The organism is Gilliamella apis, from assembly GCF_030758615.1.
Taxonomy (GTDB): domain Bacteria; phylum Pseudomonadota; class Gammaproteobacteria; order Enterobacterales; family Orbaceae; genus Gilliamella; species Gilliamella apis_A.
This window is the reverse complement of the sequence record NZ_CP132381.1, coordinates 16,928-40,301: the sequence shown is the minus strand read 5'-3', so window position 1 is coordinate 40,301 and position 23,374 is coordinate 16,928. Positions and strand designations below refer to the sequence as shown.

Below are 23,374 nucleotides of genomic sequence, written 5' to 3'. Positions count from 1 at the left end.
TGATTTTTTACTCTGGATAAATTTTTTCTTTATATTCACACAAATCTTCAATAACGCAAGATCCGCAGCGTGGCTTCCTAGCTATACAGGTATATCGACCATGTAATATTAACCAATGATGACAATTTATTTTATAATCATCTGGAACCACTTTAAGTAGTTTTTCTTCAACAGCTTCAACCGTTTTGCCTGGTGCAAATCCTGTTCGATTACTTACTCTAAATATATGGGTATCCACAGCAATAGTTGGCCAGCCAAATGCGGTATTTAAGATTACGTTAGCTGTTTTTCTTCCTACGCCAGGTAGCGCAATTAATGAGTCAAAATTTTCTGGTACTTCACCTTGGTATTTATCTACGAGAATCTGACAGGTTTTAATAATATTTTCTGCTTTGCTATTATATAAACCAATTGTCCGAATATAGTCTTTTAATTTATTGACTCCTAGTGCCAGAATTTGCTCTGCGGTATTTGCGATAGCAAATAATGGTTTAGTTGCTTTATTCACACTAACATCGGTGGCTTGAGCGGATAGTACAACAGCTATAAGTAACTCGAATGGTGTTTTATATACCAATTCAGTTGTAGGATCTTTAATATGCTCTTTTAATCTTTCTAAAATTTCAATTCGAGTTGATTGTTTCACAATATCTTATAAATAAAAAAGTTAATTAATATTACATACATTATATTATATTTAACCTTAGGATATATTGAGTTTTTATATAGGTTGAAACTATTAACAATGTATCTATTTAAAAAATTGAAGATATTTTTATTTTATGGATTGAATTGTAATACTAGCTTTTATAGCTGAGATAGATATAGCAAAATCGCCTGCTTTTTAGCAGGGGCTTTTTATGATAAGCTAGCCAACTATTTTTAATTTCATCGATCAAGGTTTATTATAAAAATGTCATTACCAATGATTGTCACCTTTGCTGTTTACATATTAGGAATGATTGCGATTGGTTTCTTTGCATTTCGTGCAACACGAAACTTTGGTGATTATATATTAGGTGGACGTCGCATAGGCAGTGTAGTTACTGCACTTTCTGCTGGTGCTTCTGATATGAGTGGTTGGTTATTAATGGGATTACCGGGTGCAGTATTCTTATTTGGTATCTCGCAAAGCTGGATTGCTATAGGATTAATAATTGGCGCTTATCTAAATTGGTTGCTGATTGCCGGTAGATTAAGAGTTTTCACAGAGATAAATCATAATTCATTAACTTTACCTGACTATTTTGCTCGTCGATTTGATGACAATAGTTCACTATTAAGAATTATTTCAGCAGTAATAATTTTAATCTTTTTTACCATTTATTGTGCTTCAGGCGTAGTTGCTGGTGCTAAATTATTTGAAAGTACATTTGGGCTTAGTTATGGCTGGGCAATGCTAGCAGGCGCTGGCGCGACAATTGCTTATACTTTTATTGGTGGTTTCTTAGCAGTAAGTTGGACCGATACAATTCAAGCTAGTTTAATGATGTTTGCTCTAATATTAACACCAATTATGGTAATGATTAATGCGGGTGGTTTTACTGATGCAATGGCTAATATTCAATCATTAAATCCTGATTATACTAATATCTTTGCTCATATGGATTTGATTGCCATTATTTCATTGTTAGGTTGGGGACTTGGTTATTTTGGTCAACCACATATTTTAGCTAGATTTATGGCTGCTGATTCTCATGAAGTCATGAAAAATGCTCGTCGAATTAGTATGACATGGATGATTTTATGTTTAGCTGGCGCAATTACAGTTGGTTTCTTTGGTATTGCTTTCTTTGCCAATAATCCTAACTTAGCTTATCTAATTGATAATGGGAAACATGAACGTATTTTTATCGAATTATCTAAATTACTATTTAACCCATGGGTTGCTGGTATTTTGCTTGCGGCTATTCTAGCCGCAGTAATGAGCACCTTAAGTTGTCAATTATTGGTTTGTTCAAGTGCATTAACAGAAGATTTTTATCGTGCTTTTATCCGACCTAAGGCTAAGCAACGAGAATTAGTTTGGGTTGGCCGTATAATGGTGCTATTAGTTTCTGTTATTGCTATTTTATTAGCGATCAATCCTAATAACAGTGTGCTTGATTTAGTTAGCCATGCTTGGGCTGGTTTTGGTGCTGCGTTCGGTCCGATTGTTGTATTCTCGGTGTTTTGGGCTCGAATGACTCGCAATGGTGCATTAGCAGGAATGATAACTGGTGCAATCACCGTCTTGCTTTGGATTAATTTTAATTGGCTTAATTTATATTCACTAATTCCTGGCTTTTTATTTGCGTCAATAGCAATCATTATTTTTAGCTTATTAGATAAAAAACCGAACGAAATAGTTGAAGACCATTTCAAACAAGCGTATAAAAAATACCACAATAAAACAGTATAGAATTTAATTAAGTAGAATATAAACGTAACAAATTTAATAGGTAAAATATCATGACAAAAAATGTGATCAAACAACTGCAAGAGCGTGGACTGATTGCTCAACTTACTGATGAAAAAGCGTTAATGGAACTGATTGAGCAAAATCCTATTGCACTATATTGTGGTTTTGATCCAACCGCTGATAGTTTGCATCTTGGTCATTTAGTTCCATTGCTTTGTTTGAAACGTTTTCAATTGGCTGGTCATAAACCAATAGCTTTAGTTGGAGGTGCGACAGGATTAATTGGCGATCCAAGTTTTAAAGCTGTTGAACGTAAACTCAATACTGAAGATACGGTAATTGAATGGAGTGAAAAGATTAAACAACAAGTATCGCCATTTTTAGATTTTGAATGTGGTGATAACGCCGCTATTGTTGCTAACAACTATGATTGGTTTGGTGGCATGAATGTTTTATCTTTTTTACGAGATATTGGAAAATATTTTTCTGTTAATGCAATGATTAACAAAGAATCCGTTAAACAACGTATTGACCGTGATGAATCAGGTATATCTTTTACTGAATTTTCTTATAGTTTGTTACAGTCTTATGACTTTGCAAGTCTTAATAAAGCTCATAATGTTGTGTTACAAATTGGTGGTTCTGATCAATGGGGTAATATTACTGCTGGTATCGATTTAACGCGTCGTTTACACCAGAAGCAAGTATATGGTTTAACCGTACCATTAATTACTAAATCTGATGGAACTAAATTTGGTAAAACTGAAAGTGGTGCAGTATGGTTAGATCCGAAAAAAACTAGTCCATATAAATTTTATCAATTTTGGATTAACACTGCTGATGCTGATGTTTATCGATTCCTTAAATTCTTTACCTTCATGTCATTGGAAGAAATTGATGCTTTGGAAGAAGAAGATAAAAACAGTGGCGTTGCACCGAGAGCTCAGTATGTCCTTGCCGAACAAGTGACTCGATTAGTTCATGGTGAAGAAGGACTAACAGCTGCTAAACGTATTACTGAAAGTCTATTTTCTGGTAAATTAACTGATTTATCTGAAGCTGATTTTGAACAATTAGCTCAAGATGGTATGCCTACAGTCAGTATTGAAGGTGATGTAGATCTACAACAAGCTATTGTTAATGCTGAGTTTGCACCATCAAGAGGGCAAGCAAGAACAATGATTGATTCCAATGCTATTTCTGTTAATGGTGAACGTAATTCAACAACAGATTATCGTTTTTCTGATAGTGATAAGTTATTTAATCGTTACACATTACTGCGTCGAGGTAAAAAATACTACTGCTTACTTATTTGGAGATGATTTCATGAAAAATATTTTATCGATTCAGTCTCATGTTGTATTTGGTCATGCAGGTAATAGTGCGGCTGTATTTCCAATGCGTCGTTTAGGTGTGAATGTTTGGCCATTAAATACGGTACAATTTTCAAACCATACTCAATATCGGCAATGGACTGGAACGGTAATGCCTGCATCTCATTTAACCGATATCGCTGATGGGATTAATGCTATTGGCGAATTACAACGATGTAATGCCGTATTAAGTGGCTATATGGGGTCACCAGAACAAGGTAATGCAATTATTGAAATTGTGAAAAAAGTAAAAGCTGAGAATCCTGAAGCAATTTATCTTTGTGATCCTGTAATGGGGCATCCCGAAAAAGGATGCTTTGTCGCTCCTGGTGTAGCAGAATTTTTATGTAATACAGCCTTGCCCATATCTGATATGATGGCACCAAATATTTTAGAATTAGAAGAACTTAACGGTAAACAGCCGATCAATAATGTCAAGCAAGCAATCTCAGCATGCCGTTCAATTTGTGAAAAAGGGCCTAAAGCAATTTTAGTTAAACATTTAAGTCGAGCTGGCTATCAACAAGATCGTTTTGAAATGTTGTTAGTAACAGAAAATGAAGCTTGGCATATTGATCGCCCGTTAGTTGATTTTGGCGTCAAACAACCAGTTGGTGTTGGTGATATGACTAGTGGGCTGTTTTTAGCAAATATCATGCTTGGTAAATCCATTGTTGAAGCATTTGAGCATACTACATCGGCGGTTTATGCGGTTATGCTTGAAACATTAAGACAAAATGAATATGAATTGCAATTAGTTGCCGCACAAAATGAAATAGAAACCCCTAAACAGTGGTTTAATGCGAAAAAAATTGATTAATTGCGAAAATATGTAAAAATAACAAAAAATTGCGGATAGTAAGACAATGAGGGGGGGTATGGAAGAAAATATTTCATTGGGTAAGATTCTTTCCGATTTAAGAAGTAATATGGGTTTATCGCAAAAAGATATTGCTGAACAAATTCATGTTAGAACAGCTGTCATTTCTGAAATTGAAAATGATCAGCTACTTCATGCCCCTTTTGTTTTTGTTAAAGGTTATATTCGTTCGTATGCCAATATTGTTGGTTTATCAGCTGATGAATATCAACCTTATCTCGAAATTTTAGCTGAACAATATTTAGTAAAAGAAACTAAAAAACCTAAACCAATATATAGTAAAACAAATCGTAGTAAGAAACCGTTCTTTTTTGGTTTGTTTGCTTTAATTTGTGCATTAGGTGGTGGCTTATACTATGTCAATTCTCAAAATAAAAGTAACTTTATTGAAGTTAGTCATTATATTTCTCCACAGCCTTCAGATCGCGTTAACAGTTAGCAAATTTTCTCATTCACATACAGACATTTGTCTTAAATCTTGTTAAGATTGCGTCCTAGTTATTTTGTAATATGATTAGGCATCTTATGAGTCATCAAGAGTCACCAATTATTAGGCGAGAATCAACCCGAATTTATGTTGGTAATGTGCCAATCGGTGGTGGTGCGCCGATTGCTGTGCAATCGATGACAAATACTCGAACAACAGATGTGGAAAAAACAGTAGCTCAAATTCAAGCCCTTGAGCGTGTAGGGGTTGATATTGTCCGAGTTTCTATTCCAACTATGGATGCTGCTGAGGCGTTTAAAATAATTAAGCAACAAGCAAAAGTCCCCCTTATTGCTGATATTCATTTTGATTATCGCATTGCTTTAAAGGTTGCTGAATATGGAGTGAATTGTTTACGGATTAATCCTGGTAATATTGGTAATGAATCACGGATTCGCTCGGTTGTTGATTGTGCCAAGGATAAAAATATTCCTATCCGAATCGGCGTAAACTCTGGTTCGCTAGAAAAAGATATCCAAGAAAAATATGGCGAGCCGACACCAGAGGCTATAGTCGAATCAGCTATGCGACATGTAGATATACTTGATAGGCTAGGTTTTGACCAATTTAAGGTAAGTGTAAAAGCGTCAGACGTTTTTACTGCGGTTGATTCATACCGATTATTAGCAAAACAAATTAAGCAACCTTTACATTTAGGTATAACTGAAGCTGGTGGAGTGCGTAGTGGAGCGGTAAAATCAGCGATTGGGCTTGGCTTATTATTATCGGAAGGGATTGGTGATACATTAAGAGTTTCACTAGCAGCTGATCCAACGGAAGAAGTTAAAGTTGGATTTGATATTTTAAAATCGTTACGCATTCGAGCAAGAGGTATTAATTTTATTGCTTGCCCAACCTGTTCAAGGCAAGAGTTTGATGTAATTAGTACCGTTAATACATTAGAACAGCGATTAGAAGATATAATAACACCAATGGATGTATCAATTATTGGTTGTGTTGTAAATGGACCTGGTGAGGCTTTAGCTTCTACAATGGGTGTTGCTGGTGGTCACAACAAAAGCGGTTTTTATGAAGATGGTGTGCGCATAGGGCGTATTGATAATGAACAAATGATAGATGAGTTGGAAGCTAAAATTCGTGCTAAGGCATCAATTTTAAAAAATAGAATTGCAACAACTGAACTATAACCTTATTAGATAGCGAATAAACAAATGGCAGAGAAAAAAATCCAATCAATACGGGGAATGAATGATTTACTCCCTAATGATAGTGCTACATGGCAACAAATTGAAAAAATTGTTAAAGGTGTACTAAATAGTTATGGTTATAATGAAATTAGAACACCAATCGTTGAAGATACCGCACTATTTAAACGTGCAGTTGGTGAAGTTACCGATATTGTTGAAAAAGAGATGTATACTTTTAATGACCGTAATGATGAAAGTATTACTCTTCGCCCTGAAATTACAGCTGGTTGTGTCCGTGCAGGTATTGAACACGGTCTATTTTACAACCAAGAACAACGACTATGGTATTTAGGGCCGGCATTTCGTTATGAAAAACCGCAAAAAGGGCGTTATCGTCAATTTCATCAATTTGGTGTTGAAGTTTTTGGCCTTGAAGGGCCTAATATTGATGCAGAGCTTATCTTATTAACTGCACGTTTTTGGAAAGCACTTGGTATTGAAGAGCATACGACACTTGAACTTAATTCTATCGGTTCAGTTGAAGCAAGAGCAAATTACCGTAATGCTTTAGTCAGTTTTCTTGAGCAACATAAAGATAAATTAGATGAAGACTGTTTACGTAGAATGTATACTAACCCATTACGGGTGTTAGATTCGAAAAATCCTGTTATTCAAGAATTACTTAATCAAGCACCGAAATTATTTGATTATTTAGATAAAGAATCTAAACTTCATTTTGATGGCTTGTGTCAATTATTAGATAGCGCAGGAATAAAATATAATATTAACCAAAGATTGGTGCGTGGTTTAGATTATTATAACCGTACTGTTTTTGAGTGGGTAACAAGTAGTTTAGGCGCTCAAGGTACCGTTTGTGGCGGAGGTCGTTATGACGGTCTAGTTAGCCAACTTGGTGGACAACCAACACCAGCCGTTGGTTTTGCTATGGGGGTAGAACGTTTAGTATTATTAGTGCAGGCGGTTAATCCTTCATTAAATCGAGATAGTTCAATTGATATTTATATGATATCTTCGGGTGATGAAAAAACGACAGCTGCAGCCCAAAAAATGGCAGAAGTACTCCGTGATGGGTTATCTGATAAGCGAATTGTGACTAATTATGGTAGTAGTAATTTTAAAAAACAATTTGCCAAAGCGGACAAATTAGGTGCTAAAATAGCTGTAATTATTGGTGAAAACGAAATTATTAATCAATCAGTTACAATTAAAAATTTACAAACAGGCGAACAAGTTGAAGTTGCAGAAAAAGAGATTGTTCAAACTTGTTTGGCGATATTGTAAATTAAAGGAAATAGGAGAAAAACGTGAGTTATCAGTTATCTGGCGAAGAACAATTTTCAGAGATAAAAGAATTTCTTGCTAAAAAGTGGAAAATTATTGTTGCGGTTATTGTAATTGGATTACTGGCTTTTTATGGCTGGCGTTATTGGCAATCTTACAAATTAGAAAAAGCGATAGAATCTTCAGATCGTTATGAACAATTAATTGCTAAATTAGATAACAACAATCCTGATTCAGTTAATGAATTAGTCTCTTTTGCTAAAGATAATAATACTATTTATAGTGTTTTTGCTAATTTTAGAGCAGCAAAATTTTATGTTGAACAATTAAAAGATTATGCTGGAGCAGAAAAATTACTTACAGATACGTTAAGTAAAACTGATTCAGATGTTATTAAATCAATAAGTTATATTCGTATTGCAAAAATACAATATCAACTTGAACATTATCAAGAAAGTTTGGCTACTTTAAATAAAGTAACCGAAAAAAGTTGGGCGCCAGTAGTTAATGATATTCGTGGCGATATATCGGTGAAAATGAATAATTATGATGAAGCAGTGGCTGCTTACAATGTTGCATTAAGTTCATCACCGACTCAAGCATTAGAGCAAAATATCAAAATGAAGTTAAATCAAGCTCAATATCTTAAAGATAAACAACAAGCTGAAAAAGCTAAACAAGAAGAAGCTGCCGCCAAGGAAAAAGCTAAGCAAGAAGCTGAAGCCAAAAAAAATGCAGCTCACGAAAATGAAGATTAATTTATCCTGATATAAGGATCTATACAATGAAGTTATCAAAATGTCTGTCTATGAGTGTTTTTATGTTATCACTTGCAGGGTGTTCATTGTTTGGTGGAGAAGAAGAAATTGTCCAGATTTCACCTTCACCAAAAGTGGATAACCAATTTCCAATTCAAGAAATGTGGCGAAATAGCACAGCAGGCAATACAAATGTTTATTCATTATTGGGGCCGATTAATTACGATAATGCTATTTATGCTGCTAGCCGTAGTGGGCAAGTTAAAGCAATTGATTTATCAACTGGCCATACTATATGGGACAAAAATTTATCACAAAGTACATTATTTAGCAGTAAAACAGCGTTATTTTCTGGCGGTGTAAGCGCTGATGATAGATATGTTTATGTCGGTAGCGAACGTGCAGTTGTTTATGCATTAGACCGTAATGATGGTAATGTGGTTTGGGAAAAATCGGTACATGGTGAAGTACTTGCTCGTCCAGTTTCTTCTGATGATAAAGTCATAATCCATACCGCTAGTGGTAATTTACAAGCTTTGAATCGTAACACAGGTGAAGATGTATGGGATGTAGTGCTTGAAGTGCCAACACTTTCATTGAGAGGTAATTCTACACCAACTATTGCTCATGGTGCGGCTATACTTGGCGATGATACTGGTCATGTGAATGCTTACTATCTTAATGATGGACAACTTATTTGGCAGCAACGAATATCTCAACCAAGTGGATCGACTGAAATTGACAAATTGAATGATGTTGATTCAACCCCAGTTATTGAAGGTAATTTAGCTTATGCAATTGGCTATAATGGTAATGTTGTTGCACTTGACTTAAGTAATGGTCAAATTGTGTGGCGTAAAGAAATGGGATCTACACATAGCTTTGCGGTTGATTCACAGCAGTTATTCATTGTGGATCAAGATGACAATGTTCAAGCTGTGACTAAAAATGGTGGTGCAGTGAATTGGACTCAGACAGGTTTGTTACATCGTCAATTAACCGATCCGGTTATTTATCAAAATTACATTGTGGTTGGTGATTTCGAGGGTTATCTTTATTGGTTAAATAAAGATAATGGTGAGGTAGTTGCAAAAACACAAGTAAGTAGCAGTGGATTGATTTCGAAACCATTAGTTGTCGATAATAAAATTATTGTCCAAGCTAAAAATGGTGATATTTACGCATTTGCAAAAAATTAAGGTAATTAGAGAATAAATATGGTACCTGTTGTCGCACTAGTTGGTCGTCCGAATGTAGGAAAATCGACTCTATTTAATCGATTAACTCGAACTCGAGACGCCTTAGTGGCTGATTTTCCTGGATTAACTCGTGATCGTAAGTATGGCCGAGCTGAAATCAAAGGGCATGAATATATAGTCATTGATACTGGTGGTATTGATGGCACTGAAGATGGGGTTGAAAGCTTTATGGCGGAACAATCCTTACAAGCAATAGAAGAAGCGGATATTGTGCTCTTTCTTGTTGATGCGAGAGCCGGTGCTATGCCTGCAGATCATGCAATTGCTAAACATCTTCGATCTCGCCAAAAAGCAACGTTTTTAGTTGCTAATAAAATTGATGGTATTGATGCAGATAGTGCAATTTCTGACTTTTATAGTTTAGGATTAGGTGATATTCATCCGATTGCAGCGAGTCATGGTCGTGGTGTCAGCGTACTAATCGAGACAGTTTTAGATCCTATTTTTCATTTTGAAAGTGACAAAATTGATACTTCAACAGCAGATCTTCAAAATGAGATGCTTGATGAATCTTATGAAGATTTTGAAGATGACGCAGATGATGCAGAATCGCTGATTAATCAGCCAATAAAAGTTGCTATTGTTGGTAGGCCAAATGTTGGTAAGTCAACACTAACCAATCGGATTTTAGGTGAAGAAAGGGTTGTAGTTTATGATATGCCAGGTACAACTCGTGACAGTATTTATATACCAATGACACGAGATGATCGTGAATACATCATGATTGATACAGCTGGTGTTCGTAAGCGAGGTAAGGTAACGGAAACCGTTGAGAAATTTTCGGTTATTAAAACGTTACAAGCAATAGAAGATGCTAACGTCGTAATTTTGGTTATTGATGCCCGAGAAGGTATTTCTGATCAAGATTTGTCTTTGCTTGGTTTTATTATTAATAGTGGGCGCTCACTGGTTATTGCTGTTAATAAGTGGGATGGATTATCACAAGATATTAAAGAACAAGTGAAAACTACGTTAGATGATCGACTCGATTTTATCGATTTTGCTCGTTTACACTTTATCTCTGCGCTTCATGGTAGTGGCGTAGGAAACCTATTTGATTCAATTCAAGAAGCATATGATTGCGCTACACGCCGTGTTAATACCGCATTATTAACTAAAATAATGCAAATGGCACAAGATGACCATCAACCACCATTGGTCAGAGGACGTCGGGTTAAATTAAAATATGCCCATGCCGGAGGTTATAATCCTCCAATTGTGGTTATTCATGGTAATCAAGTTGAAGATTTACCTGATTCTTATAAACGTTATTTAATGAACTATTTTAGACGTTCATTAAAAATTATGGGGTCGCCAATACGAATTCAATTCAAAGAAGGCGCCAATCCATTCGAAGGTCGAAAAAATAGTTTGACTGCTTCGCAACAACGTAAACGTCGTCGTTTAATGAAACATGTACGAGGTCGTAAATAACTTATGACAGAAACAAAAATAATCGATGGTGGGCAAGAAGGTATTTGTCCTAAGTGTCATAATAGAATGAGTATTGTTTCGCCACAATATTATGATTGTCCTCATTGCCAACAGCATTATCAAGAACAGTATATTTGCCCAATTTGCCGACAAAATGCGCAAATGGTTAAAGGCTGTGGCGCTATTAACTATATTTGTCACACTGATGGCTTAATTTCCAGCAGTAAAGTGATATTTCATTATTTACCAGAATAGAAAATTGTATCTATATTTAAAGCCATAAGAGGTTATTTTATGCGAATTATTTTATTAGGCGCACCGGGAGCAGGAAAAGGAACTCAAGCACAATTTATTATGCAACAATACGGAATTCCGCAAATTTCAACTGGCGATATGTTGCGTGCAGCAGTAAAAGCAGAGAGTCCATTAGGTTTACAAGCAAAAGAGCTAATGGATAATGGTAAGCTTGTTACTGATGAGTTAGTTATCGCATTAGTCAAAGAGCGTATTGCGCAAAGCGATTGTAAAAATGGCTTTTTATTAGATGGTTTTCCTCGTACTGTGCCACAAGCAGATGCAATGAAAGAAGCGGGTATCAATGTTGATTATGTACTTGAGTTTGATGTACCTGATGAAGTGATTATAGATCGTATGAGTGGTCGTCGTATTCATGCTGGTTCAGGGCGTGTATACCATGTTCGTCATAATCCCCCAAAAGTTGAAAATATTGATGATGTAACTGGAGAACCATTAACTATTCGTAAAGATGATAGTGAAGAAATCGTCCGTAAACGTCTTGTTGAATATCATGATTTGACTAAACCATTAGTCAAATATTATCAACATGAAGCCAAAGAAGGCCGAACTCAATATTTCCGTATTGATGGTACACAAGCTGTTTCATCTGTGACCAATGAATTGACTAAAATTTTAGGCTAATTGCTATTAAGAGGGATGATAGACTTTTTCATCCCTCATCTTAACCAATCAATTATTTCGCTAAGTTAAGCGCTTGTTCTAAATCAGCAATAATATCATCAATATGTTCAATACCAATTGAGAGGCGTATCATTTCTTGACTTACTCCAGCCTTTTGCAATTCCTCATCATTAAGTTGTCGATGGGTAGTTGATGCTGGATGACAAGCTAATGAACGGGTATCACCGATATTAACTAAACGGATAATCAATTTTAAAGCATCGATAAATTTGGCTCCAGCTTGTTTACCTCCTTTGATACCAAAGGATAAAATACCAGCAGGTAAACCATTGTCCATCTGTTTTACCGCTAAATGATGCTCAGGATGATTAGCCAGACCTGCATAATTGACCCATTCAACTTGAGGATGTGAAGCCAAATAATTGGCTACTTTAATCGTATTCTGGCAGTGTCGCTCAATGCGTAAAGAGAGTGTTTCAAGACCTTGTAGTAATAAAAAAGTATTAAATGGTGATAAAGCTGCTCCCATGTTACGCAGTGGTATTACTCGGCAACGAGCAATATAAGCTGCGTCTCCAAAGCTTTCAGTATATGAAACACCATGATAAGAAGGATCAGGTTGATTGAGCATTGGATACTTATCTGCATGATCTTTCCAAGGAAATTTACCTGAGTCAACAATCATTCCGCCTAAGCTATTACCATGCCCACCAATATATTTAGTTAATGAATGTACTACTATATCAGCTCCAAATTCAAATGGTCGGCAAAGCGCAGGGCTGGCAACTGTATTATCAACAATTAGCGGTATACCATGGCGATGGGCAATATCAGCCAGTACTGATAAATCAACAATATTACCTGCTGGATTACCGATACTTTCACAGTAAATGGCTTTAGTTTTGTCATCAATTTGCTTTTCAATCGCATTTAAATCATTGTGTGGTGCAAACTTTGTTGTGATACCGAAATTAGGCAGGGTATGAGCCAATAAGTTATAGGTGCCACCATAGAGTTTGGAAACCGATACAATATTTTCACCAGCAAATGTAATGGCTTGTATAGCATAAGTAATTGCTGCCATTCCAGAAGCTACCGCTAATGCTCCTATACCGCCTTCTAGTGCGGCAATACGCGCTTCAAGTACAGCATTAGTTGGATTGGTTATCCGTGTATAGATGTTTCCAGCAACTTTTAAATCAAATAAATCGGCGCCATGTTGGGTATCATCGAATGCATAAGATGTGGTTTGATAGATCGGAACAGCGACGGCATGGGTTGTTGGTTCAGGGGTATAGCCTGCGTGTAAAGCAATCGTTTCTGGTTTCATGTTAGAGCCTCATATTTATAACTATTTTTCAACTATAAGGCTCTTATTTTGTGCAAAGAATTACTAAAAAGTAAAGAATTATAAAACCATTCTTACGATATCGATTTCACCTAATTCTTTGTATAGATTTTCTACCTGATCAATATGGGTTGCATTAATGGTAATGGATACTGAATGATAATTACCTTTACTACTTGGTTTGATCGACGGCGTATAATCCCCTGGTGCATGACGTTGAATCACGGATACAACTTTATCAACTAATTCTGGTTTTGCTTCACCCATTACTTTATAAGTGAAAGAACAAGGGAAATCTAATAATTCATTTAATTTTGTTTGTTGCATAATAGTCTTTTTCTCGTTTTATCAGTATAGCTATTAAATATATTGCATATATATAGTCAGTTTATTATTCTTCAAGTTCAGAATAATAAACATTACTTTTTAAAGCCTATAATTTGATCTATGATAGTCAAATTCTAACATAGCTTAGTAAAACCTACCTTACTATTATTTTAAAAGGCTAAAATAACATGTTATCCCAATCAGCTAACAAAGAACCTTTTGGTACATTACTTGGCTATGCGCCGGGTGGTGTTGCTATTTACTCTTCTGATTATGAAACATTGGATCCTGAACAATACCCTAATGATGCATCATTTCGAAGTTATTCAGGTCATGAGTATATGGGTTATAAGTGGCAATGTGTCGAATTTGCTAGAAGATTTTTATTTCTAAATTATGGGATAGTCTTTACCGATGTCGGTATGGCACATGAAATATTTTCATTAAGATTTCTTCGTCAAGTGATTAATGAAGCCATTTTACCATTGCAAGCATTTGCTAATGGTAGCAAAAAAATGCCAGAAGCGGGAGCATTGTTAATATGGGATGATGGCGGTATGTTCGATAGGACAGGCCATGTAGCGATTATTACTGAAGTTTTTGATAATAAAATTAGAATTGCCGAACAAAATGTTGTCCATACTCGGCTCCCCATTGGTCAACAATGGACTCGAGAATTAAAAATGACGGTATCCAATGATGGCTACTATTTACACGATACTTTCGATGATACCAAAATTTTAGGCTGGATGATTCAAACTGAGAATACTCTTCATAGCTTACCACAACCGAATGTTGCTAAGCATTTACTTGATATTCATAGTGTCCATATCGAAAATCATGGTCAATTTGATAAGAAATGGTTGAACGAAAGTGATACATTAGAAAGTGCCTATGTGTCAGCAACTGGACACGCCATCAGCCATGATGATCAGTATCGTTATTTTACTATTTCGGAAAGCGCTGAGCTGGAGCTTATTCGTGCAACAAACGAACTTCATTTGATGTATTTGCATGCTACCGATAAAGTTTTAAAAAATGATAATTTATTGTGTAATTTCAATATTCCTGAAATTCTTTGGCCACGGCTTAGATTATCATGGCAACAACGCCGTTATCAGATGATCACCGGACGGTTAGATTTTTGTATGGATGAAAGGGGCTTTAAAGTTTATGAATATAATGCTGATTCAGCCTCATGCCATACCGAAGCAGGGCAAATTTTGCAAAGTTGGGCAATACAAGCCGAATTAAATGCTGGTGTTAATCCTAGTGCGGGTTTACTTAATGCATTAGCCGACTGTTGGAAACATAGTGATGCAAAAGCGTTTGTACATATCATGCAAGATAATGATAGTGAAGAAAACTATCATGCATTATTTATGCAAAAAGCACTAACTCAAGCCGGATTTGAAAGCAAAATTTTACGCGGACTATCGGGACTCAGTTGGGATAAACGAGGACGATTAGTAGATGATGAGCAACGCCAGGTCACCTGTGTATGGAAGACTTGGGCATGGGAAACTGTACTTGAACAACTTCGCCAAGAAAGTGAAGCTCAAGTGGCAGGGTTACCAATTAGAACATGGCATCCGGAAAATTCGGTTAGATTAATAGATGTATTACTTCGACCTGAGGTATCGGTTTTTGAGCCTTTATGGACGGTGATTCCAAGTAATAAAGCTATTTTGCCAGTGCTATGGTCATTATTTCCTAACCACCGCTATTTACTTGAATCTTCATTTGAACTCAATGACAATTTAATTAAAAAAGGTTACGCAATTAAACCGATTGCTGGGCGTAGAGGTAGCGATATAGAGTTAGTTGGTTGTCATGAGCAAATATTGGATAAAACGGTTGGCCGATTTGCTAAACAAGAAAACATTTATCAAGAGCTATGGTGTTTACCTAAAGTTGATGATCGTTATTTACAAATTTGTACATTTACTGTTGGTGGCCATTATGGCGGTGCTTGTTTACGTTCGGATCCCTCTTTAGTTATAAGAGGGGAAAGTGATATGCAGCCTTTACGAGTATTAACTGATGAAGAATTTATTAAACAACTTTACAAAAAAAGTTGAGGAAAGGGGTTTTTTAAGCATAATTTGTCAAATTGATCGTTCAATTTATCAATGACAGATGGTGAGTTTTGTTATTTAATTAAACATAGCTAATTAAGTTATCTTTATCTTATTAAAAATAACTAAAAATATTATATCTATTTGATTGACAATGACAATAACCTAGTTTTTTTGATAGAATTGATTTAATACAAATAATAATTATAAAAAATATAATTAAAATAAAGGAATATCAGGATATATGGCAAATACATTATTGCGCAGTGGCGATATTAAAGATTTTAAAATGCTCGGACATGACGGTAAAGCTGCTTATCTTGTCGCTTCGCAAATTCGTGAAATGTTTCGAGTTAAATTAGGTCGCCAATACTCTGATTGTTTAGCGATACCTCAACGTAATGATCAAGGTAATATTGTTGATTGGTACATTCCCTTCGACTCAGAACAACCTGATGGTCAATATGATATTATCCCGTGGACTTCAGCTAGTGAAGATGAACAAAAGTCTGCATTAGGCTTACTGAAAGAATTCGAAAGTAAAGTTATTGAGTTAGGCCAAAAATTAGCTAGTAATCCTAATCTAGAAGGCGATCAATTACTTTTTAGTCGATTGATTTACGATCCAAAACAAAACGAAAATAGTCTTGAACCGAATTTGATGGCGATACGTTTCCCTAGCAATCAATTTGTTTATATTGTTAATGGTAAACCTGTTATCACTTTTTGGGGATTTGTTAACCCTCAGACGCCACAAGCAACTTCACCTTTCTACTGTTTAGAAGCATTTCGAAAAGCTGCTCCAAAGGTTGCAGCCACTGCTCCAGTACAAGCCCCTGTTATTGTTAAAAAACCTTGGTGGAAGCGCTGGTGGATATGGTTGTTAGGATTATTACCTTTGTTATTACTACTATTATTAGCAATTTTTTGGTTAAAAGGTTGTAGCTGGAACCCAAGTATATCTATCGATCCCAAAATATCATTAGATGATAAAGTTGATATTCCTGAGCCAACAGTTGTAAATGATAAAGAGGACAAACAAGAGAAAAAAGAGCCTGAGCCAGAAATCAAAGAGGTTAATAATAAACCTGTTACTATCGTTAATGGCGTAGTACCAAATGGAAAAGTTGCAGTAGATCCTAACGCACTACCTGTTAATGGTATTGCTACAGATCCAGCTGTAGTAGATAATTCGGCAGCTACCGCACCAGATCAAGGAATGGCTAATAATGTAAATCCAGATGGTGTTACAGATCAACCACAACCTACGTCTTCACCTGATGATAAAGGAAATAATGGAGAGCAAGGTGAACAGGGAAATCAGGTTGATAAAGATGATAAAGGCAGTAATACAAATCCATCTGATGATAAAAAAGATAATCAAAATGGACAAGTACCTCCAACACCTAATTTAGATAGTAAATCTGACGTAACGAATAGTAATTCTGATCAAGGTAATCAACCTAATGTAAATGCTAGCCAAGCAAATAATTTAGCCTTACCTGCTGACGTGTTAAAACAGGGATCAACGAATTTCTTAAATGGTCAATGGTCAGTTGGTGCTGGTATTCAAGATAAAGCAACAGGTAAGCCATTGCAGTTAAGTTATAATTTTAATCAAGGCAATGGTGAAGTAACGGTTACTCGCAGTGATGGTGTTAAATGTGTTGGTAACGTGGGTACTGGGATCCAGAATTCTAATTTAAATATTACTGGCAATTCTGAAGCCATTTGCAGTGATAATACTAAATATCAATTACCTAAAATTCAGTGTAAATCAGGTAAAGACAATCAAGCTGATTGTCAGGGAATTTATGATAACGGGACTTCGTTCCCAATTACGATGAAAAAACAATAGGATTGTATATGCTTCCAGAAATACGCAACTATGGTCAAGAAGTTACACTGATCATGAATAGTGGAATTCAATTTCTTGATTTTGCATTGAAAATAGATTGGAAAGATAATCAATGGCGCAGTAAAGTTAATGGTTGTTTTATTGATCCATCAGAAAGTGGAGCGTTAGTTAGATTAATTGAAGATATCGATAATGGTAAATTTTTTGCACCAGATAATCTCTCTTTTGCTGTCACACCTACTCAAGAGATTAGTGTTGAGCAATCCTTAAAACTATATGATGGTATTTGGTTGCCTATTCCAATTTTAAGATCTATTCCACCAGAGCGTTTTGATAAAGGACCTCATAACTGGAGTCGAGTGCGAATTGTTAATATTCCAGAAGGTGAAGACCCAGATGGCAATACTCATCGTATTACCTTTGCCTTTGATACAAAAATTTTTACCAATATGCAGGATGTTGCTTATTTGGCACCAACGGAAAATGATGTGAAAACTGGAGCAGTATTTAGTTTAGCTCATCGTTCAGATCAAGTCTCATGGTATTTAGAGCAAAAATGGATCACCAGTTGGTTAATTGATTTATTTCAAGAATTAGCCCCTCAAGCTGAACGTTTAAAAGTACATAAAGATGATATTAATTTAGAAATAGCTAATAAAGCTTATTATGGACATTATTTAAATATTCTCAATTTGTTAGCTGATTCATTACAGTTACCAAAAATTAAAATTGTTTCAAATAATCGAGATGATGTGATTAAATCGATTCCTGTTGATATGATTTTAGATGTTGGTAATTCAAGAACTTGTGGCATATTAATTGAAGATCACGTTCAAGATAAAGATAGTTTAAATCGTCGTTATGAGCTTGAAATTCGGGATTTAACTCAGCCGGAACATATTTATAATGAACCATTTGAGAGTCGAGTAGAATTTGCACAAACTTTTTTTGGTAAAGAACATTTTTCGCTTCAAAGTGGAAGACGAGATACATTCCGCTGGCCAAGTATTGTTCGGGTCGGAAAAGAAGCGAGCCGTCTAGCTAGTCGCCGTGAAGGAAATGAAGGGGCTACCGGACTTTCAAGCCCAAAACGTTATTTATGGGATCAAGAAAAGTATGAGCAAGGCTGGCGCTTTAATTCACATTATGTCAAAAGTGATCATGAGCCATTTGCAACCGCAGAGCCGTTTTCTAGTCTAATCAATGAGTATGGTGAAGCACTGCATATCCTCAGTAATGAAATTGAGGAAGAATTTGACCGAAAAATGCCCGTTTTTCACCCAAAATATTCACGTAGTTCATTAATGACATTTATGCTATGTGAAGTATTGATGCATGCTCTAATGCAAATCAATAGTGTCGCTCAGCGCAACAAGCTTGAACATGCAAGAACACCGCGTAATTTGCGTTCTATTATTCTAACTATTCCACCGGCAATGCCAAAACCAGAACAAGCGATATTTAAAAGCTGTGTTTATCAAGCTATTGGCTTAGTTTGGAAAAGCTTAGGTTGGGATAATTCTGATGATAATATTGATTTTAGTAATCCTGAACAATTGAAAAGTATTTGGCCAAATATCCCTGAAGTTTATATTCAATGGGATGAAGCAACTTGCGGACAAGTTGTTTATCTCTTTAACGAAACGCAAAACAATTATAATGGCCGTTCAGAAGAATTTATTGCTTCAATGGTGCGACCAGACAAAACCAATAAACAGAAACTAACAATTGCCACTGTTGATATTGGAGGTGGAACAACAGATTTGGTCATCAATGATTACGAACTTGATTATGGTGCCAATAAACAACTTAATAGTAGTAATGCTTATCTTGTTCCAACTCAACGTTTTCGTGATGGATTTAAAGTTGCAGGTGATGATATTTTGCTTGATATCATCCAAGATACTGTTTTGACTTCATTAACTAATGGATTAAAACAGGTTGGACTTGTTGATCCTAATCCGATTTTATCGACAATTATTGGTTCACAACAGGTATCAATTCAAGACGCAGTACTACGACAACAATTAACTTTACAGTTATTTACACCTGTCGGATTACAAGTATTAAAACTTTATGAGCTTTATGAACCATTACATGCTGAAAAACATGTTTATAATATGACTTTTGGTGAGTTATTACAAAATAATGTGATGACAGATAATGTTCTGAATTTTATTAATGAACCAGTTCGCCGAGCTCTAAATAATCCTGAATTTTCCGTTCTTGATTTAAATGTTGAAATAAATCTTAAACGTATTCATCACTTATTTATTCGTGGTGATTATTATAATATTTGTAAAACGTTCGATGCTTTATCTGAAATTATTAGCTGTTACCAATGTGATGTGCTGTTATTGACCGGACGACCATCTCGTTTACCTGGTGTACAAAGTTACTTCCGTTCTCGTTTATCTATCCCGGCAGGACGTGTTTTGCCGCTACATGGTTATTATACTGGTGGTTGGTATCCTTTCCATAAACAAGAGCGCATTGATGATCCTAAAACAACTGCTGCAGTTGGTGCTATGTTATGTTTCTTAAGTAAAAATCTAAGATTAGCGAATTTTTATTTTAGATCAGCAAATATGGAGTTGTACTCAACAGTTAAATACATTGGTCTATTAGATAATCTAAATATGATAAAAAAAGAAAATATCTATTATCAAGATATCGATTTAGATAATCCTGATTATGATTTTCCTGAAGTCTCTTTTGAAATTCGAGGCACGACAAGACTTGGTTTTAAACAGTTAGAAATTGACCGTTGGCCTGCTTCACCAATTTATATTTTAACGATCGAAAATAGTGATGTAGCTAAAAGATTGAGTGCTGAAGGGGTTGTTTTAGAAGTAACATTAGGAATAAAAAATCGACAAAAAACAGTTGAGAATTTCTATATTAAAGATGTTAAAGCTTCAGATGGACGTGCTTGCAGTAAAACCAAGGATATAAAGCTTAGTCTGAATACAATGGTAAATTCTGGCTTAATTAGCACACAATATTGGCTTGATAGTGGAATGATAAAACGATGAAAAATTTAAACGAACAACTTCCTAAATCTTGGGAGCAGATTTATCAAGCATCAGCACAGGCAATTGAATGGGTCAATCAAACCCGAGACTCATCAAAGCGTTTGCATAATGAAGCTGATAATTTAATTCTTGATCTACGCCGATTACGTAATAGTGCTAAACGTTTAGGTGATGTGTCGACTAAGTCGGTTGCGGTCGGTTTTTTTGGTTTGTCACAAGCAGGTAAATCTTACCTTATTTCAGCATTAGCAGCAGGTGAAAATGGAAAACTTGAAACAGTGGTTGATAATGAAATCTTAGATTTTATTGATCACGTCAATCCTGTCGGCGGGGGTAAAGAGGCTACTGGTCTTGTTACTAGATTTAGTCGTACTGCTAAAGGTGGTATTGCCAACTATCCACTAGAGCTAAAACTATTTCAAGAAATAGAAATTGTTAAAATCCTGATTAACGCCTATTTTAAAGATTTTGATCAGCAAAAAGTTATCAATAAAGTTGAGTTTTCTGAGCTAAATCAACTTATTCAACGTATCGAAAGTAAAAAGCAAGTCGATTATACCGGCGGTATAACTGAAGATGATATCGTTGATTTGTATGATTATTTATCTGAAAATTTTGGCAATTCACTTGAAGGATTGAAAGGTGGTTATTGGGAAAAAGCCATGTCATTGCTACCTTATCTTTCAATTACCGACCGTGGTACTTTATTTTCTGTGTTATGGGGTGGTATCAGTGAACTTACGGCAATTTATATTCAATTGGCGACAACCTTATCAAGCTTAAATCATGTAAATACCGTTTATGCGCCCCTTAACGTGTTAGTCAAGGACAATGGTGATGGTACCAAGTCGCAGATTGATAGCATCATGAATGTTGATATGCTTGAAAGGTTAAATACTGAAAATGATTCATCGGTAACCGTTACGCCATTTAATGGAGTGCCAACTTCAATATCATTAGCGCAATTAGCCTTTTTAACAGCAGAATTAATCTTCCCATTAGTGAATAAAACTCGTGTACCTACTTTTGAGAATGTCGATCTGCTTGATTTTCCAGGATATCGAGGTCGATTAAATTTAATTTCTATTTCTGATGTCAAAGAGGGTAATCCTATCGCTCAACTTTTATTACGTGGTAAAGTTGCTTATCTTTTTGAGAAATATACTGATAGCCAAGAGATGAATGTTTTGGTGGTTTGTACGCCATCGGATAAACAATCAGATGTTAATGATGTTGGTCCAGTATTAGAAAGATGGATTGATAAAACCCAAGGCGAAACAGCTGATAAAAGAGCAACAAAAAAAGCTGGATTGCTATGGGCTATTACGATGTTTGATAAACGAATTGGAGCATCATTGTCACTGTCCCAAGACAATTTAAGAAATACCTGGGGTAAAGGTGGCTTATTACAGCAGACCATTTTAGAACGTTTTGGTAGTTATGATTGGCTATCCAATTGGTCAAATGATGGTAAATTTAACAATGTATTCTTGGTACGTAAACCAGGATTTGATGTGCCATTTTTAAATGTCGATGCTAAAGCAAACGTTGAATTATCCTACAATGATAATTATCAACAAGAAATGTTAATGTTGAAAAATACATTTGTTGAAAATCCGGATATTCAAGAGTATGTCAACGCTCCTGATCAAGCGTGGGATGCGATGTTACAATTAAATGATGGTGGCATTGGTCGAATTAGCCAGTATTTAGAACAAGTCGCCATTACTGAAGTTAAACAACAGCGGATTGTTGAACAACTTAATGAACAAATTGATTATATTATCAATATACGTTTTGATACTTGGTATCAAGCTGGTAGCGATGAAGAATTAGGTAAGAAAAAACAGATAATTAATAATGTTGTAAAAGAACTACAAGGAAAAGCATTATTATTAGGTGAATTACTTAAAGTTTTAGAATTGCCGGATCAAACTATTCGAGCTTTGTATCATTCTAGCCATATGGATAATGATATCAGCAATACTAGCGGTGATGACGTAATCGATAATTCTTCAAATGATTTTGGCTTAAATACCGATTTTGAACTTTTTCCGGAAGTAAATTCGCCTTTACAACCTCAGGTAGTTGCTAATATCGCAAGCGAATCAAAATTTGCTAAAAATGTGTTTACTGCATGGCTAGAACATTTAAGAAATATTGTATTAGATAAACATATTCTACAATTTTTCAGTATTGATCAGAAAGCACTCTCTTTTATTGTTGAAGAGTTGATTACTGGTGCTAACCGTTTGAAACTTGAAACAAGCTTAACTGAAAAAGTTTTAGCTAATGAAAATGTAGGCAGTAAGCGTGATGAGCTTGAGTCTCGGCAGATTAGCTCTATTAATATGTTATTGGCTGACTTTATTGCATGGCTTGGTTTTATTCCTGGGCAAACAAACGATATTCCTGATAGCCGAGTTAATCAAGGTAAGCCGATATTTTCATCGCCATTGACTCAATTTTCAAGTCAATTATCACATCCATTGCCAGTACTTGATGATAAGACCAAAAATTATTCTCAATTTGCTATATTTGATTGGTTTATTGCCTTTGCGACGCTTGCTCAAGAAAATGTTGGTCATCATGCTGGTCGTGAAATAAGCCAAGAACAAAACTCTCGTCTTGGTGAAATTTTAACTTGTTTTAAGGAATCACAATTATAATAGTATTATTGTGAATATATTTAATAACAACAATTTAATAATTATTAATAACAATAAGGTGGTTTTTAAAACTACCTT

Annotated in this window: 18 protein-coding genes; 15 read left to right on the top strand and 3 right to left on the bottom strand. The window is 35.4% G+C overall.

Features of this window, described 5'->3' with window-relative positions:
• Positions 1 to 7 precede the first annotated feature (7 nt).
• On the bottom strand, positions 8 to 646 hold the full coding sequence (gene nth, locus RAM17_RS00155; RefSeq protein WP_110446992.1) for an endonuclease III: 639 nt from the start codon (positions 644 to 646) through the stop codon (positions 8 to 10).
• A 267-nt stretch (positions 647 to 913) separates the two neighbouring features.
• Here nth and putP point away from each other — a divergent pair, with 267 nt between their 5' ends.
• The 11 genes from putP (at position 914) to adk (ending at position 11,981) form a co-directional block, all read left to right on the top strand.
• Entirely contained in the window at positions 914 to 2,401 is a 1,488-nt protein-coding gene (putP, locus tag RAM17_RS00150) for a sodium/proline symporter PutP (RefSeq protein WP_181414608.1), read from the top strand.
• 50 nt (positions 2,402 to 2,451) lie between these two features.
• Positions 2,452 to 3,723, top strand: a complete 1,272-nt coding sequence (tyrS, locus tag RAM17_RS00145) for a tyrosine--tRNA ligase (protein WP_220000008.1) — start codon at positions 2,452 to 2,454, stop codon at positions 3,721 to 3,723.
• Positions 3,724 to 3,727: 4 nt separating this feature from the next.
• Positions 3,728 to 4,594, top strand: a complete 867-nt coding sequence (gene pdxY / locus RAM17_RS00140) for a pyridoxal kinase PdxY (RefSeq protein ID WP_110446995.1) — start codon at positions 3,728 to 3,730, stop codon at positions 4,592 to 4,594.
• Positions 4,595 to 4,652: 58 nt separating this feature from the next.
• Entirely contained in the window at positions 4,653 to 5,093 is a 441-nt protein-coding gene (locus RAM17_RS00135) for a helix-turn-helix domain-containing protein (protein WP_181414609.1), read from the top strand.
• A gap of 86 nt (positions 5,094 to 5,179) precedes the next feature.
• The gene (ispG, locus tag RAM17_RS00130) at positions 5,180 to 6,289 is read left to right on the top strand and encodes a flavodoxin-dependent (E)-4-hydroxy-3-methylbut-2-enyl-diphosphate synthase (RefSeq protein WP_065614694.1); all 1,110 of its coding nucleotides are present in this window, start codon (positions 5,180 to 5,182) and stop codon (positions 6,287 to 6,289) included.
• A 24-nt stretch (positions 6,290 to 6,313) separates the two neighbouring features.
• Complete coding sequence (gene hisS / locus RAM17_RS00125; protein WP_110446997.1) at positions 6,314 to 7,591, top strand: histidine--tRNA ligase; 1,278 nt, start codon at positions 6,314 to 6,316, stop codon at positions 7,589 to 7,591.
• A 23-nt stretch (positions 7,592 to 7,614) separates the two neighbouring features.
• Positions 7,615 to 8,349 (top strand): YfgM family protein, encoded by a 735-nt coding sequence (locus RAM17_RS00120; RefSeq protein WP_110446998.1) that lies wholly within the window; start codon positions 7,615 to 7,617, stop codon positions 8,347 to 8,349.
• 26 nt (positions 8,350 to 8,375) lie between these two features.
• A complete protein-coding gene (gene bamB, locus RAM17_RS00115; RefSeq protein WP_110446999.1) occupies positions 8,376 to 9,548 on the top strand; it encodes an outer membrane protein assembly factor BamB in 1,173 nt (390 codons plus the stop codon).
• A gap of 18 nt (positions 9,549 to 9,566) precedes the next feature.
• Positions 9,567 to 11,042, top strand: a complete 1,476-nt coding sequence (gene der, locus RAM17_RS00110; protein WP_110447000.1) for a ribosome biogenesis GTPase Der — start codon at positions 9,567 to 9,569, stop codon at positions 11,040 to 11,042.
• 3 nt (positions 11,043 to 11,045) lie between these two features.
• Entirely contained in the window at positions 11,046 to 11,297 is a 252-nt protein-coding gene (locus tag RAM17_RS00105) for a YfgJ family double zinc ribbon protein (protein ID WP_110447001.1), read from the top strand.
• A gap of 39 nt (positions 11,298 to 11,336) precedes the next feature.
• Positions 11,337 to 11,981 (top strand): adenylate kinase, encoded by a 645-nt coding sequence (gene adk, locus RAM17_RS00100; protein WP_086362625.1) that lies wholly within the window; start codon positions 11,337 to 11,339, stop codon positions 11,979 to 11,981.
• Between the two features lie 52 nt (positions 11,982 to 12,033).
• On the opposite strand, the gene RAM17_RS00095 is transcribed toward adk, so the two are convergent.
• Both RAM17_RS00095 and ybeD read right to left on the bottom strand, forming a co-directional pair.
• Positions 12,034 to 13,311: a bifunctional O-acetylhomoserine aminocarboxypropyltransferase/cysteine synthase gene (locus RAM17_RS00095; RefSeq protein ID WP_110447002.1), complete on the bottom strand. Its 1,278-nt coding sequence runs from the start codon at positions 13,309 to 13,311 to the stop codon at positions 12,034 to 12,036.
• A gap of 78 nt (positions 13,312 to 13,389) precedes the next feature.
• Positions 13,390 to 13,656: a DUF493 family protein YbeD gene (gene ybeD, locus RAM17_RS00090; RefSeq protein ID WP_065577848.1), complete on the bottom strand. Its 267-nt coding sequence runs from the start codon at positions 13,654 to 13,656 to the stop codon at positions 13,390 to 13,392.
• 188 nt (positions 13,657 to 13,844) lie between these two features.
• Here ybeD and gss point away from each other — a divergent pair, with 188 nt between their 5' ends.
• The 4 genes from gss to RAM17_RS00070 all read left to right on the top strand — a co-directional run bounded on the left by gss (position 13,845) and on the right by RAM17_RS00070 (position 23,296).
• Positions 13,845 to 15,737 (top strand): bifunctional glutathionylspermidine amidase/synthase, encoded by a 1,893-nt coding sequence (gene gss / locus RAM17_RS00085; RefSeq protein WP_110447003.1) that lies wholly within the window; start codon positions 13,845 to 13,847, stop codon positions 15,735 to 15,737.
• A 241-nt stretch (positions 15,738 to 15,978) separates the two neighbouring features.
• The gene (locus RAM17_RS00080) at positions 15,979 to 17,592 is read left to right on the top strand and encodes an SrfA family protein (protein ID WP_110447004.1); all 1,614 of its coding nucleotides are present in this window, start codon (positions 15,979 to 15,981) and stop codon (positions 17,590 to 17,592) included.
• Between the two features lie 8 nt (positions 17,593 to 17,600).
• Complete coding sequence (locus RAM17_RS00075) at positions 17,601 to 20,627, top strand: virulence factor SrfB (RefSeq protein WP_110447005.1); 3,027 nt, start codon at positions 17,601 to 17,603, stop codon at positions 20,625 to 20,627.
• Positions 20,624 to 23,296 (top strand): putative virulence factor, encoded by a 2,673-nt coding sequence (locus RAM17_RS00070; protein WP_110447006.1) that lies wholly within the window; start codon positions 20,624 to 20,626, stop codon positions 23,294 to 23,296. Before RAM17_RS00075 ends, RAM17_RS00070 begins: the two co-directional genes overlap by 4 nt.
• Positions 23,297 to 23,374 lie beyond the last annotated feature (78 nt).

What these genes read in the sequence shown, in the direction of transcription:
- putP (WP_181414608.1), top strand. Translation starts at nt 914, where the DNA reads ATGTCATTACCAATGATTGTCACCTTTGCTGTTTACATATTAGGAATG.
- tyrS (WP_220000008.1), top strand. Translation starts at nt 2,452, where the DNA reads ATGACAAAAAATGTGATCAAACAACTGCAAGAGCGTGGACTGATTGCT.
- pdxY (WP_110446995.1), top strand. Translation starts at nt 3,728, where the DNA reads ATGAAAAATATTTTATCGATTCAGTCTCATGTTGTATTTGGTCATGCA.
- RAM17_RS00135 (WP_181414609.1), top strand. Translation starts at nt 4,653, where the DNA reads ATGGAAGAAAATATTTCATTGGGTAAGATTCTTTCCGATTTAAGAAGT.
- ispG (WP_065614694.1), top strand. Translation starts at nt 5,180, where the DNA reads ATGAGTCATCAAGAGTCACCAATTATTAGGCGAGAATCAACCCGAATT.
- hisS (WP_110446997.1), top strand. Translation starts at nt 6,314, where the DNA reads ATGGCAGAGAAAAAAATCCAATCAATACGGGGAATGAATGATTTACTC.
- bamB (WP_110446999.1), top strand. Translation starts at nt 8,376, where the DNA reads ATGAAGTTATCAAAATGTCTGTCTATGAGTGTTTTTATGTTATCACTT.
- der (WP_110447000.1), top strand. Translation starts at nt 9,567, where the DNA reads ATGGTACCTGTTGTCGCACTAGTTGGTCGTCCGAATGTAGGAAAATCG.
- RAM17_RS00105 (WP_110447001.1), top strand. Translation starts at nt 11,046, where the DNA reads ATGACAGAAACAAAAATAATCGATGGTGGGCAAGAAGGTATTTGTCCT.
- adk (WP_086362625.1), top strand. Translation starts at nt 11,337, where the DNA reads ATGCGAATTATTTTATTAGGCGCACCGGGAGCAGGAAAAGGAACTCAA.
- RAM17_RS00095 (WP_110447002.1), bottom strand. Translation starts at nt 13,311, where the DNA reads ATGAAACCAGAAACGATTGCTTTACACGCAGGCTATACCCCTGAACCA.
- ybeD (WP_065577848.1), bottom strand. Translation starts at nt 13,656, where the DNA reads ATGCAACAAACAAAATTAAATGAATTATTAGATTTCCCTTGTTCTTTC.
- gss (WP_110447003.1), top strand. Translation starts at nt 13,845, where the DNA reads ATGTTATCCCAATCAGCTAACAAAGAACCTTTTGGTACATTACTTGGC.
- RAM17_RS00080 (WP_110447004.1), top strand. Translation starts at nt 15,979, where the DNA reads ATGGCAAATACATTATTGCGCAGTGGCGATATTAAAGATTTTAAAATG.
- RAM17_RS00075 (WP_110447005.1), top strand. Translation starts at nt 17,601, where the DNA reads ATGCTTCCAGAAATACGCAACTATGGTCAAGAAGTTACACTGATCATG.
- RAM17_RS00070 (WP_110447006.1), top strand. Translation starts at nt 20,624, where the DNA reads ATGAAAAATTTAAACGAACAACTTCCTAAATCTTGGGAGCAGATTTAT.